Source organism: Streptomyces sp. NPDC088785, from assembly GCF_044750685.1.
GTDB lineage: Bacteria > Actinomycetota > Actinomycetes > Streptomycetales > Streptomycetaceae > Streptomyces.
In genome coordinates, this window is record NZ_JBIVKH010000008.1 from 131425 (window position 1) to 143899 (window position 12475).

Here is a 12475-nt window from a genome sequence, read left to right on the forward strand (position 1 = left end):
TCACCCCTCGTCCGGCGCACCGGTCGGCACGGCCTGCGCGAAACCGCCGTCCACCATCAGATTCGCCACCGTCTCCAGCTCCGGCGGATTGCCCGCCAGCCGGGACAGGAAGGCGTCGAAGTCGTCACCGCAGGGCAGCAGCAGCCGCTCCACCCGCTCCGGCACCGACCAGTGCGCCGTCCCCCCGCCGTCCCGCGCGTCGTCGTACGCGCAGAACCACACCGAACCGGTCGCCTCGCCCCGCACCCGCACGGCGAGGATCCCGCCCTGCACGAACGCGACACCCAGATAGTCCTTGGTCAGGTGATCACGCAGACACTTGTTGACGTACACCAGGTCGTTGACCGCCGCCTCGTCGCGCACCGTGAAGAACGGCTGGTCGATCAGCAGCCCCAACTCGGCGTCCAGCGCCGCCCCGACCGGGGCGCACCCGCCGCCCGCCTTCAGGAACGACCGGTAGGCGCCCGGCAGTCGGCAGCCCAGGTCCTCCTCGGCGCCCAGCACCTGCTGCTCCGTCACCGCCACCGCCGACTTCGGCAGCCCGAAGTGCGCGGGCCGGGTGTCCTGCAACGCACGCGTGCCCCGCTTGTGCTGGTCGACGCCGGCCGTGGCGAGACCGCCGTGATGACGCAACAGCGCCTTCACCTCCACCGGCACCAGCTCCAGGCGGCGCGACCCCCGCACGTGGTGCCACGTCCAGCCGTGCGGAGTCGCCACCGGCGGGATGGTGTCCCACAGTTCGTGCCCCGCCGCCGCCTGCACCGCGTTCGCCGACACGTAGTCCGTGAGCCGCAGTTCATCGACGCCGAACCCCTCCGGCGGCTCGGCGATCTCGGCCGCCGCGCGCGCGTACGCGGAGAAGTCCGGATAGCCGTCACGGTCCATCCGCACCCCGCGCGGATGGCGGGCGGCACGGACCGGATCCGGGAAGTGCACTACCTGCCCGGCGTAGGCCGCGTTCGGCGGCGCGGCCTGCTGCCCGAGCCGACCTGTCGTCATGGCGGTTGCCCCCTGCGGCGCTGTGGACGATGTTGATGGTTCCCCGTCATGACAGCCTATGCGGTTGTACGACACCGGGCATCGGGCCTCCACTTCCATGACCAGCAGTCACCCCACCGTCACCACCCCGTGACGAACGGGCGTGTCGCGGGGTACCGACTTCCGCACCGCCCGCCCCATTTGGCACTCTGTCCAGGCAACCCGGGGGTTCGCAGCGGGCGACCGCAGGAGGGGAAGCACCACATGAACAGCGCCACGGCCCAGTCCGCCACACCCGCCGACACCACGGCGGGCGCCGACCCACGCGTGGGCTGGAGCGCCACCGGCACCGCGCCCGCACCGGCGCTGCGGGGCCGGCGCGACGGCATCCTGCCCACCGTCGCCGCGGCCCTGTCCGTCCGCGGCTCCACCCTCACCTCCACCGCCGCCCGGGGTGAACAGGCGCCCGCCCTGCACCCGTTGGTCAAGGACTTCCTCGACACCCTGACGAGCACCCAGCGCGACCGCTTCACCGGCCGCTGCGCCGAAGCCATCCTCATCTCCCGGCACCTGTCCTCGACGGACACCGAGCGCACGGAGAAGTCCAAACGGGCCCGGCGCAGACCGATGACGATGAGCGAGGCCCGCAAGTCCCTCAAGCACGCCAAACTCACCACCCGCCGGATCCGCGAGGACGGCGACCCGCTGCACGGCGGCTTCGCCCGCCCCTGCCGCGCCTGCGCCGCGCTGACCGCCCACTTCGGCGTCCGCGTGGTGGACCCGACCGACGAATCCGACGAGGCCGCCCGCTGATGCCCGACTCCCCCGCCCGCTTCACCGCCCCCGCCGACGCGGCCCTGCGCGCCGCCGGCTGGCAGCCCGGACGCTGGGACATCAAGCAGGCCGAGTACTGGGCCGACGCCCTGCGCACCCACGTCTCCCCCGCGGGCCACCGGCACGCCGTCTTCCCCGCCGCCGTCGAGGCCTGGGCCGAGTTCGGCGGACTGCACGTCACCCCGACCGGACCCGGCCGGCACATAGCGCCCTCCCAGCCGCACCTCGACCCGCTGCACGGCCTGCACATGGCCCGCACCCTCGGCGACCTCGGCCGCGCCCTCGACACCGAGGTCAGCCCGCTCGGCGCCGAGTCGGGCACCGAGGCACTGCTCGCCATCGACACCGAGGGCCGGGTCTACGCCCTCGACCACAGCGGCGACTGGTACCTCGGCCCCACCATCGACCAGGCCCTGGAAACCCTGATCACCGGCCTCCAGCCACCCCGCCTCCAGGCCGCCTAGGGCGTGTCCGGCGGATCAGGTCGCAGTCGGGTGGCCCGCGTATTTCTGTGCTGGTGAGCGGGGTCCGGTGCGTCGGGATGCAAGGCGGAGGAGGGCGTCGACGCGGAGCGTCGGCAACCGACGACAACGCCGCAGGTCGGCGTGCCGGACCCCGCGCCCGCGACACGATCCGCCGGACAGGCCCCAGCCCCGACGCGGGACACCGCTACAGCGCGGCGACCCGCGCCGGCAGCACCGCCGACACCCGGAAGCCCCCCGCGTCGGTGGGCCCGGACACGAACACCCCGCCGAGCCCGGCCACCCGCTCCTTCATCCCCACCAGTCCGTTCCCCCCCGACGGCAGCCGCACCGCGGCCGCCGACGACACCGGCGGCGGCTCGTTCTCCACCTGCATCGCCACCTCGGCCCCCCGGTGCGCGAGCCGCACATACGTCTTCGCGCCCGCCGCGTGCTTGTGCACATTGGTCAGCGCCTCCTGCACCACCCGGTAGGCCGTCTGCTCCACCACCGAGGCGTACCCCCGCACATCCCCCTCGACCGACACCTCCACGACCATCCCGGCCGCCCGCGACTGCCCCACCAGCTCCTCGATCTCGGCCAGGCTCGGACCGCCCTCGCCCTCGCCCTCCGCCTCGGCCTCCGCCCGCGACGCGGCGGCCGCCGCCGCCACCCCGACGGCCTGGAGCGGCACCTCGGGCACCCGCCGCGGCACCGCCTCGACGGACCGCAGCACCCCGAGCATCTCCCGCAGCTCGGTCAGCGCCTGCCGGCCCATGTCCCCCACCAGCGCCGCGTTCTTCACCGCCTTCTCCGGGTCCTTGCGGGCCACCGCCTGCAACGCCGCCGCGTGCACCACCATGAGCGACACCCGGTGCGCGACCACGTCGTGCATCTCCCGCGCGATACGGGTCCGCTCCTCGCCCCGCGCCCACTCCGCCCGCTCCTCGGCCCGCTCCGCCAGCAGCGACAGCTCCCGCTCCAGCGACTCGTTGCGCTCCCGCAGGCTCTCCATCAGCCGCCGGCGCGCACCCACGTACATGCCGAGCAGCAGCGGCGGCGCCGTGACGCCCAGCGCCGTGGTGATCGCGATGAAGGGGACCAGCCAGCTGCCGACCTGGAACGCGTCGACACCGCGCGCCGCGTCCTGCTGCGCCCGCACGACCGTCACGATCAGCGTCCCCGCGAACGACATCGACGCCAGCGCGCCGATGATCCGCCGGGGCATCTCGGACGCCGCGAGCGAGTACAGGGCGACGACGGTCATCAGCACGCCCATCTCGGCCGGCGTGATCGCCACCGACACCAGGACCACCGCGATCGGCCACTGCCGCCGCAGCACCAGCGTCGCCCCGGCGAGCACCCCGAACACGACACCGGCCGCGGCCGGCAGCCCCGCCTTGTCCGCGAACGACACCCCCTCGACCGCGCACTCCGCGGCCGACAGCGCCCCCAGACCCAGATCGAACAGCGCGCTGCGCCATCGCTCCCACCACCACGGCCCCCCGGCCGTGGCTCGGTGAACTTCCCCCGTCGCGGTCATCCCTCCACCCTACGGGCGGTGTGCGCCCGATTTCCGGTGAGTTTCGCGGACCGGCCCCCACCACTCCCCGCCCTCGAACAGAAGCGAATCCACCCGGTATCACTCGAACTGCTGGCCCCCCATACGTTTCCACCCGGAACGCGGTGTTCCGGCGGAGCCTTTGCCTATGACGCATGCCACAGGCACGACCACGGATTTCGAGACCCTGCGGGAGCACGCGGTACGGCTGCGCCGTGAGGGCCTGAGCCGCCGTCTGATCCGCGAGCGACTCGGCATCCACAACAACGACGTCCTCAACCGCCTCCTGGAGGGCGAGCCGCCGCCCGACTGGACCAGGCGCCCGAACGCCAAGGACGGGCTGCGCGACCGCGCTCGCGAGCTGCGCCTGCGCGGCTGGACCTACGACCGGATCCAGGCCGAGCTGGGCTGTTCGAAGAGCTCGATCTCGCTGTGGGTGCGGGATCTGCCGAAGCCGGAGCGGCGCGACCCGTCCGAGCAGGCGCGGCTGGCGGCCAGCAAGCGGTGGGAGCACGAGAGCGCCGTGCGGGAGAGCGCGCGACAGCGGACCAAGGAGGCGGCCCGGCGGGACGTCGGTCCGCTGACCGGGCGCGAGCTGTTCCTCACGGGAGTCGCCCTCTACTGGGCGGAGGGCACCAAGGACAAGCCGCACGCACGCCGGGAGACCGTCACCTTCGTGAACAGCGATCCGGGGATGATCCAGGTGTTCCTGGCCTGGCTCGACCTGCTCGGCGTCGACCGCGACAGGCTCCGCTTCGGGCTGCTGATCCACGAGTCCGCGAACGTGGAGGGAGCCGAGCGGTACTGGGCCGACCTGACCGGAGCGCCGCGGAGCGCCTTCTACAGAACGACGCTCAAGAAGCACAACCCGAAGACGGTCCGCAAGAATGTGGGCGAGGGCTATCGGGGCTGCCTCGTGATCAAAGTCCGGCGCAGTGCCGACTTGTACCGTCGCATCGAAGGCGCTTGGTACGGCATAGTAGGGGCGGCGCTCGGCACCGATTCAGCAAATCGGACATAGGGCACAGACGATCCCGAGTCGTCTAATGGCAGGACAAATGGTTTTGGTCCATTGAATGAGGGTTCGATTCCTTCCTCGGGAGCAGTGCAGCGGGGCCCGACCGACACCGGTCCGGCCCCGCCCTTATTTCCCCCCGGAAACCCCCCGGTATCCTGCGAATGTCCACCCCACATCGCATCCAGAGCCGAAGGGCACCCCCGTGAGCAGCGCCACGAACCCGGCCGCCGTAGTCGTTCTCGCCGCGGGTGAGGGCACCCGCATGAAATCGGCCACCCCCAAAGTCCTGCACGAGCTCTGTGGCCGCTCGCTGGTCGGCCACGTGCTGGCCGCCGCCCGGGAGTTGAGCCCGCAGCGGCTCGTCGTGGTCGTGGGCCACGAGCGCGAGAAGGTCACCGCGCACGTGAACGCGATCGACGGCGACGCCCGCACCGCCGTCCAGCACGAGCAGAACGGAACGGGCCACGCGGTCCGCATGGGCCTGGAGGGCATCGACCCGGCCGGCTCCCTCGACGGCACGGTGATCGTGGTCTGCGGCGACACCCCGCTGCTCACCGGCGGCACCCTCACCGACCTGGCCGCCACCCACACCGCGGACGGCAACGCCGTGACGGTGCTGACCGCCGAGGTCCCCGACGCGACCGGCTACGGCCGCATCGTGCGCGAGGAGGGCACCGGCGCGGTGACCGCGATCGTCGAGCACAAGGACGCCACCGAGGCGCAGCGCGCGATCGGCGAGATCAACTCGGGTGTCTTCGCCTTCGACGGCCGCCTCCTGGCGGACGCCCTGAAGAAGGTGCGCACCGACAACAGCCAGGGCGAGGAGTACCTGACCGACGTCCTCGGCATCCTGCGCGAGGCCGGTCACCGGGTCGGGGCGTCGGTCGCCCGCGACCACCGCGAGATCGCCGGGATCAACAACCGCGTACAGCTGTCCGAGGCGCGTCGCATCCTGAACGACCGGCTGCTGCGCGCGGCGATGCTGGACGGGGTGACGGTGATCGACCCGGCGTCCACGTTCGTGGACGTGACGGTGACGTTCGAGCGGGACGCGACGGTGCTGCCGGGCACGCAGCTGCACGGCACGACGCATCTCGCGGAAGGCGCGGTCGTGGGTCCGAACACCCGGCTGACGAACACGGTGGTGGGTGCGGGGGCCCGGGTGGACAACGCGGTGGCGTTCGACTCGGAGATCGGTCCGCAGGCGTCGGTGGGTCCGTTCGCGTATCTGCGTCCGGGGTCCCGGCTCGGCGTGAAGTCCAAGATCGGCACCTATGTCGAGACGAAGAACGCGACGATCGGCGACGGGACGAAGGTCCCGCACCTGTCGTACGTCGGGGACGCGACGATCGGCGACTTCACCAACATCGGCGCGGCCAGTGTCTTTGTGAACTACGACGGCGAGAGCAAGCACCACACGACGGTGGGGTCGCACTGCAAGACCGGATCCGACAACATGTTTGTGGCGCCTGTCACGGTCGGGGACGGTGCGTACACCGCCGCGGGCTCCGTGATCACGAAGGACGTGCCGGCCGGTTCGCTGGCCGTGGCGCGGGGCCAGCAAAGGAATATCGAGGGTTGGGTGGCCCGTAAGCGACCCGGGAGCGCGGCCGCGAAGGCGGCCGAAGCCGCTGCTCGGGAGCCGGACAGCGAGGGCTGACCGGAAACCGGTGCGTCCGACACGGCGTACCGTGATAGGTGCACACGATTCGCCTGGCTCGCTGCTATAGGGACGCGCGGGCAGCTGCGGCGGACGAACTCGTCTGAGGAGACTAGTGCTGTGACCGGGATCAAGACGACCGGCGAGAAGAAGCTCATGCTCTTCTCCGGCCGCGCCCACCCTGAGCTCGCCGAGGAGGTCGCGCACCAGCTCGGTGTCGGGATCGTCCCGACCAAGGCGTTCGATTTCGCCAACGGTGAGATCTACGTCCGCTACCAGGAGTCCGCTCGTGGCGCCGACTGCTTCCTGATCCAGAGCCACACGGCTCCGATCAATAAGTGGATCATGGAGCAGTTGATCATGATCGACGCGCTGAAGCGTGCGTCGGCCCGCTCCATCACCGTCATCGTGCCGTTCTACGGTTACGCGCGGCAGGACAAGAAGCACCGCGGGCGTGAACCGATCTCGGCGCGTCTGATCGCGGACCTGCTGAAGACGGCGGGCGCGCACCGGATCCTGACGATCGACCTGCACACGGACCAGATCCAGGGCTTCTTCGACGGCCCGGTGGACCACCTGTTCGCGCTGCCGATCCTCGCGGACTACGTGGGGGCGAAGGTCGACCGCGACAAGCTGACGGTGGTCTCCCCCGACGCCGGCCGGGTGCGGGTCGCCGACCGCTGGTGCGACCGTCTGGGCGCGCCGCTGGCGATCGTGCACAAGCGCCGCGACAAGGACGTCGCCAACCAGGTGACCGTGCACGAGGTCGTCGGTGACGTGAAGGGCCGGGTCTGTGTCCTGGTCGACGACATGATCGACACGGGTGGCACGATCTGCGCCGCCGCCGACGCCCTGTTCGCGCACGGCGCCGAGGACGTCATCGTGACGGCGACGCACGGCGTGCTGTCGGGTCCGGCCGCGGACCGGCTGAAGAACTCGAAGGTGAGCGAGTTCGTCTTCACGAACACGCTGCCGACGCCGAACGAGCTGGAGCTCGACAAGATCACGGTCCTGTCGATCGCCCCGACGATCGCCTCCGCGGTGCGCGAGGTCTTCGAGGACGGCTCGGTCACCAGCCTCTTCGAGGGCGAAGCCTGATCGGCCCCGGCACCTCGTAGAAGATCCATTTGGGTACGGCCTTCCCGCCGGGTAATCTGTCACAGTTGCTCGGCGAGGGAGGCCGTACGCGTCTGCGTGCGGCGGTCCGTTATCGACGCGCTCTTCGTAGCAGGCCGTTCGTGGCCGGGTGACCTTTCCCCCGAGAGTTCTACGAGGAGTTGAGAGCACATGTCCGAGGTCAAGCTCGCCGCCGAGTCCCGTTCGGAGTTCGGCAAGGGTGCCGCCCGCCGCATCCGCCGTGAGAACAAGGTTCCCGCCGTGGTCTACGGTCACGGTGCCGACCCGGTCCACATCACGCTGCCGGGCCACGAGCTGCTGCTCGCCCTGCGTACCCCGAACGTCCTGCTGTCCCTGGACATCGACGGCAAGAACGAGCTGGCGATCCCGAAGGCCGTGCAGCGCGACCCGCTGAAGGGCTTCCTGGAGCACGTCGACCTGCTCCTCGTGAAGCGCGGCGAGAAGGTCACCGTCGAGCTCCCCATCGTCATCGAGGGCGAGCTGGCCCCGGGTGCGAACCTGCTGGAGCACGTCCTGAACACGCTGGCCGTCGAGACCGAGGCCACGCACATCCCCGAGTCGGTCACCCTGTCCGTGGCCGGCCTGGACGCCGGTGACTCCGTCCTCGCCAAGGACGTCGAGCTGCCCAAGGGCACCACGCTGGCCGTCGACGAGGACGCGGTCGTCGTCCAGGTCCTGGCCGCGCAGGCCGAGGAGGCCCCGGCCGAGGGCGCCGAGGACGACGAGGCCGCCGCGGAGGCCTGAGCCGTCTAGGTTCTTCGACGCTCCGTACGGGGTGGTGGGCTCGGCCCGCCACCCCGTTCTGCTCGGTCCGACCGTCTCCGTGACACCGAAAGAAGGCTCATGTCCGACGAGAACGCTCCCTGGCTCATCGCCGGGCTGGGCAATCCCGGTCCCGAGTACGCGATGAACCGGCACAACGTCGGTTTCATGGTGGCCGACCTGCTCGCGCGGCGCATGGGCGCCAGGTTCAAGCGGGCGACCAAGGGCCAGGCGCAGGTCGTGGAGGGGCGGATCGGCCCGCCCGGTCCCGCGAACCGCCGGGTGATCCTCGCCAAGCCGATGTCGTACATGAACGTGTCGGGCGGTCCGGTGACGGCGCTGCGCGACTTCTACAAGGTGCCGACGGAGCGGATCGTGGCGGTCCACGACGAGCTGGACATCGACTACGGCGTGCTGCGGCTCAAGCTGGGCGGTGGCGACAACGGGCACAACGGGCTCAAGTCGATGACGAAGGCGATGGGCCCCGACTACCACCGGGTGCGGTTCGGGATCGGCCGGCCGCCGGGCCGGATGCAGGTCGCGGACTTCGTCCTGAAGGACTTCTCGTCGACGGAGCGCAAGGAGCTGGACTACTTCGTGGACCGGGCGGCCGACGCGGTCGAGGCGCTCGTCACCGAGGGCCTGGAGCGCGCGCAGTCGTCGTACAACTCCTGACCTGTACGGACATGGCCGCCGCGGCAGTTGACCGGCGGGCCTTCCATGGCCAAGGATCCCGGCCATGGCTTCAGCGGTGTCCCTCTCGCGCCAGGTCGTGTCGGCGGCTCTCGCCCTGCTCCTGCTGATCGCGGGGTTCTGGGCGTCCTGGGGGACGGCCCAGCACGTGATGCTCCAGACCGGGCGCGAGCACGGTCATCTGGTGGTGGCCCGGTGCTCGGGCGGCACGTGCGCCGGGGCCTTCGAGCCGTCGGCCGAGGGGCCGGTGCGGACGCCGAGGGTGACGATGAGCCGGTCGGTCGGCGAGAGGAAGGGCGTCCGGTTGCCCGTGGTGATCAAGCCGGGTTCGGCGCAGGCGGTCCGGACCGGTCCGGCCGGGTTCTTCAAGGCGTGGATCCCGCTGGGCGGTGCGCTGCTGCTCGCCTGTGTGGTGATCGCGGGCGGGATGCGCCACCGGCGCCTCGCGTGGATCACGGGAGGCGCCGGGACGCTGCTGCTGTCGGCGGCCTGGGCCGCCCTGACTTTCTAGTCCCGGGCTTCTGGAGAAGTGTGCTTGCGGACCCGGGCTTCCGGATCAGCCGGTGTTGCGCAGGCCGGCCGCGACACCGTTGACGGTGAGCAGCAGGGCGCGGGCCAGCGTGGGGTCCGGCTCGTCGCCCGCCGCGGCGGCCTCGCGCTGCCGCTTGAGCAGGGCGACCTGGAGGTAGGAGATCGGGTCGAGGTAGGCGTCGCGGATGGCGAACGTCTGCTTCAGCACGGGCTGGGTGTCGAGGAGTTCGGCGCCGCCGGTGATCCGCAGGACCTCGGCCACGGTCAGCGCGTGCTCGGCCTCGATGGCGTCGAAGACGTGCTTGAGGTGGTCGGGGACGAGGGTGTCGACGTAGTGCCGGGCGATCCGCAGGTCCGTCTTCGCGAGCGTCATCTCGACGTTGGAGATGAAGTTGCGGAAGAAGTGCCAGTGCTCGTTCATCTCGTCGAGGACGGTGTCCAGGCCGGCCTCGCGCAGTGCCTTGAGGCCGGAGCCGACGCCGAACCAGCCGGGCACGATCTGCCGGGACTGGGTCCAGCCGAACACCCACGGGATGGCGCGCAGGCCGTCGAGCGAGGCGTCGGAGCCGGGGCGGCGGGAGGGCCGGGAGCCGAGGTGCAGGTCGGCGAGCTGGTCGACGGGGGTCGACGCGAGGAAGTACGGGGACAGGTCGGGGTCCTCGACGAGTCCGCGGTACGCCGCGTGCGCCGCGTCGCTGACCACGTCCATGGCCGCGTCCCAGCGGGCCAGGGCCTCGTCGGACTGGCGGGGCGCGGTGTGCAGCGCGGAGGCCTGGAGGGTGGCGGCGACGGTCAGTTCGAGGTTCTCGCGGGCCAGCGACGGTACGAGGTACTTGTCGGAGATGACCTCGCCCTGCTCGGTGACCTTGATCTCGCCCTCCAGGGTGCCCCAGGGCTGGGCGAGGATCGCGTCGTGGGAGGGGCCGCCGCCGCGGCCGACGGTGCCGCCGCGGCCGTGGAAGAGGCGCAGCCGCACGCCGTAGCGGTGGGCGACGTCGCGCAGCCGGCGCTGGGCGCGGTGGATCTCCCACTGGGAGGTGGTGATGCCGCCGAACTTGGAGGAGTCGGAGTAGCCGAGCATGACCTCCTGCACGTCCCCGTTGAGCGCGACCAGGCGCCGGTAGGACGGGTCGGAGAGCATGTCCTCCAGGATGGTGTCGGCGGCCTTCAGCTCGTCGGTGGTCTCCAGGAGCGGCACGATGCCGATCTTGGTCCAGCCGGCGTGCAGGTCGACGAGTCCGGCTTCGCGGGCGAGGACGGCGGCGGCGAAGACGTCGTCGGCGCCCTGGCACATCGAGATGATGTAGGACTCGATGACCTCGGGGCCGAAGACGTCGAGGGCGCGCTTGACGGTGTGGAAGACGCCGAGGGTCTTCTCGCCCGCGGCGTCCAGCGGCGCCGGGGTGGGGGCGAGCGGGCGGCGCGAGCGCAGTTCCTTGGCGAGCAGCTTGCCGCGGTAGTCGCGGGGCATGTCGGCGTAGCGCCAGGACTCCTCGCCGAGCCGGTCGAAGAGCTGGCCGAGGGCGTGGTGGTGGGCGTCGGCGTGTTCGCGGACGTCCATGGTGGCGAGCTGGAGGCCGAACGCGGAGAGGGTGCGGATGGTGCGGTTCATCCGGCCCTCGGCGAAGAGGCCGCCGCGGTGCTCGCGCAGCGAGGTCTGGATGAGGGTGAGGTCGTGCAGCAGCTCGGCGGTGCCCAGGTAGTCGCGGCCGTCGACGTGCGGGGTGTTGCGTGCCAGGCGCTCCTTGGTGTTCTCCAGCTTCTGGCGGATCGCGGTGGCCTTGAGCCGGTAGGGCTCCTCGGCGTTGAGCCGCTTGTAGCGGGGGCTGATCTCGGGGAGCCGCTCCAGGTCGGCCTGGAGCGAGGTCAGCAGCTCCTCGGTGGCGCCGGTGTAGCGGATGGAGTTGGAGAGGAAGCCGCGCAGCTCGTCGATCATGTCGAGCGCGTCGTTGATGCCGTGCTCGTGCTGGAGGATCAGGACGTCCCAGGTGACCTGCGGGGTCACGTTCGGGTTGCCGTCGCGGTCGCCGCCGATCCAGGTGCCGAAGGTGAGCGGGCGGGTCTGCTCGGGCAGGGTGACGCCGACGCGCTCCAGCTCGGCGGTGAGGTCCTCCAGGACGTCGCCGACGGCGCCGGCGTGCAGTTCGTCGAGGTAGTAGATCGCGTTGCGCGACTCGTCGGTGACCTCGGGGCGGACCACGCGCAGTTCGTCGGTCTGCCACACCAGGTCGATGTTCTCGGCGAGCCGGGTGTCGTAGCGGCGGCGGTCGGTCTCCAGGACGGGGGTCTCCAGGAGCTCGGCGATCCGGCGGAGCTTGTTGAGGACGCTGCGCCGGGCGGCCTCGGTCGGGTGGGCGGTGAAGACCGGGCGCACGTTCAGGTTCTGCACGGTGGCGCGCAGGTGGTCCGGGTCGGCGTCCTTGAGGCGGTCCGCGGTCCGGGCGAGCAGGCCGCCCTCGGCGGCGCGCTTGGCGCGCAGCTCACGGCCGCGGTGCACCTGCTCCGTTACGTTGGCCAGGTGGAAGTAGGTGGAGAAGGCGCGGACCAGCTTGGCCGCGGTCTCCAGTTCCGTTCCGCGCAGCAGCTCGGCGGCGGCCTCGCCGTCCTCACGCGTCAGGCGGCGGACCTTCTCGACGAGGTCGAGGAGCTCGGGCCCCTCCTGGCGGACGAGCGTCTCGCCCAGCAGATCTCCGAGGCGGCGGATGTCGGCGCGCAGCTCGGGACTGGTGCTCGTCGCAGTCGTCTGATCGTCGGCACTGCTCACAGGTGCGGCTCCTTGCAGTGGTGAAGCACGTCTGGAGGGAAGGATCCCCTGAACCGGGTACTAGTCCGGGGTGGAG

Annotated in this window: 11 protein-coding genes and 1 tRNA gene; 9 read left to right on the plus strand and 3 right to left on the minus strand. The window is 71.2% G+C overall.

The window, feature by feature from the left end:
* Positions 1-999 (minus strand): SMI1/KNR4 family protein, encoded by a 999-nt coding sequence (locus ACIP5K_RS22595; protein WP_401412035.1) that lies wholly within the window; start codon positions 997-999, stop codon positions 1-3.
* Positions 1000-1242: 243 nt separating this feature from the next.
* On the opposite strand from ACIP5K_RS22595, the gene ACIP5K_RS22600 reads away from it, so the two are divergent.
* Positions 1243-1791, plus strand: a complete 549-nt coding sequence (locus ACIP5K_RS22600) for a YwqJ-related putative deaminase (protein ID WP_401412037.1) — start codon at positions 1243-1245, stop codon at positions 1789-1791.
* Positions 1791-2276, plus strand: coding sequence for an SUKH-3 domain-containing protein (locus tag ACIP5K_RS22605; RefSeq protein ID WP_401412038.1), 486 nt, complete (start codon positions 1791-1793; stop codon positions 2274-2276). The genes ACIP5K_RS22600 and ACIP5K_RS22605 overlap by 1 nt, the downstream gene beginning before the upstream one ends.
* A gap of 205 nt (positions 2277-2481) precedes the next feature.
* Here the strand turns inward: ACIP5K_RS22605 and ACIP5K_RS22610 are convergent, their stop codons facing one another.
* Positions 2482-3816 (minus strand): sensor histidine kinase, encoded by a 1335-nt coding sequence (locus ACIP5K_RS22610; protein ID WP_401412041.1) that lies wholly within the window; start codon positions 3814-3816, stop codon positions 2482-2484.
* 166 nt (positions 3817-3982) lie between these two features.
* Between ACIP5K_RS22610 and ACIP5K_RS22615 the strand changes: the two genes are divergently transcribed.
* The 7 genes from ACIP5K_RS22615 to ACIP5K_RS22645 all read left to right on the plus strand — a co-directional run bounded on the left by ACIP5K_RS22615 (position 3983) and on the right by ACIP5K_RS22645 (position 9615).
* On the plus strand, positions 3983-4855 hold the full coding sequence (locus ACIP5K_RS22615) for a hypothetical protein (RefSeq protein ID WP_401412043.1): 873 nt from the start codon (positions 3983-3985) through the stop codon (positions 4853-4855).
* Between the two features lie 11 nt (positions 4856-4866).
* Positions 4867-4937: transfer RNA gene (locus ACIP5K_RS22620), tRNA-Gln, on the plus strand.
* Positions 4938-5054: 117 nt separating this feature from the next.
* Positions 5055-6512: a bifunctional UDP-N-acetylglucosamine diphosphorylase/glucosamine-1-phosphate N-acetyltransferase GlmU gene (glmU, locus tag ACIP5K_RS22625; RefSeq protein WP_401412044.1), complete on the plus strand. Its 1458-nt coding sequence runs from the start codon at positions 5055-5057 to the stop codon at positions 6510-6512.
* A gap of 120 nt (positions 6513-6632) precedes the next feature.
* The gene (locus tag ACIP5K_RS22630) at positions 6633-7610 is read left to right on the plus strand and encodes a ribose-phosphate diphosphokinase (RefSeq protein ID WP_111665951.1); all 978 of its coding nucleotides are present in this window, start codon (positions 6633-6635) and stop codon (positions 7608-7610) included.
* 189 nt (positions 7611-7799) lie between these two features.
* Positions 7800-8393, plus strand: a complete 594-nt coding sequence (locus ACIP5K_RS22635; RefSeq protein WP_401412046.1) for a 50S ribosomal protein L25/general stress protein Ctc — start codon at positions 7800-7802, stop codon at positions 8391-8393.
* 99 nt (positions 8394-8492) lie between these two features.
* Entirely contained in the window at positions 8493-9086 is a 594-nt protein-coding gene (pth, locus tag ACIP5K_RS22640) for an aminoacyl-tRNA hydrolase (RefSeq protein ID WP_401412048.1), read from the plus strand.
* Positions 9087-9150: 64 nt separating this feature from the next.
* The gene (locus ACIP5K_RS22645) at positions 9151-9615 is read left to right on the plus strand and encodes a hypothetical protein (RefSeq protein WP_401412050.1); all 465 of its coding nucleotides are present in this window, start codon (positions 9151-9153) and stop codon (positions 9613-9615) included.
* A 45-nt stretch (positions 9616-9660) separates the two neighbouring features.
* Here the strand turns inward: ACIP5K_RS22645 and ppc are convergent, their stop codons facing one another.
* Entirely contained in the window at positions 9661-12399 is a 2739-nt protein-coding gene (gene ppc / locus ACIP5K_RS22650) for a phosphoenolpyruvate carboxylase (RefSeq protein ID WP_401412052.1), read from the minus strand.
* Between the last annotated feature and the right edge of the window lie 76 nt (positions 12400-12475).

What these genes read in the sequence shown, in the direction of transcription:
- ACIP5K_RS22595 (WP_401412035.1), bottom strand. Translation starts at nt 999, where the DNA reads ATGACGACAGGTCGGCTCGGGCAGCAGGCCGCGCCGCCGAACGCGGCC.
- pth (WP_401412048.1), top strand. Translation starts at nt 8,493, where the DNA reads ATGTCCGACGAGAACGCTCCCTGGCTCATCGCCGGGCTGGGCAATCCC.
- ACIP5K_RS22645 (WP_401412050.1), top strand. Translation starts at nt 9,151, where the DNA reads ATGGCTTCAGCGGTGTCCCTCTCGCGCCAGGTCGTGTCGGCGGCTCTC.
- ACIP5K_RS22635 (WP_401412046.1), top strand. Translation starts at nt 7,800, where the DNA reads ATGTCCGAGGTCAAGCTCGCCGCCGAGTCCCGTTCGGAGTTCGGCAAG.
- ACIP5K_RS22615 (WP_401412043.1), top strand. Translation starts at nt 3,983, where the DNA reads ATGACGCATGCCACAGGCACGACCACGGATTTCGAGACCCTGCGGGAG.
- ACIP5K_RS22605 (WP_401412038.1), top strand. Translation starts at nt 1,791, where the DNA reads ATGCCCGACTCCCCCGCCCGCTTCACCGCCCCCGCCGACGCGGCCCTG.
- ACIP5K_RS22600 (WP_401412037.1), top strand. Translation starts at nt 1,243, where the DNA reads ATGAACAGCGCCACGGCCCAGTCCGCCACACCCGCCGACACCACGGCG.
- ACIP5K_RS22610 (WP_401412041.1), bottom strand. Translation starts at nt 3,816, where the DNA reads ATGACCGCGACGGGGGAAGTTCACCGAGCCACGGCCGGGGGGCCGTGG.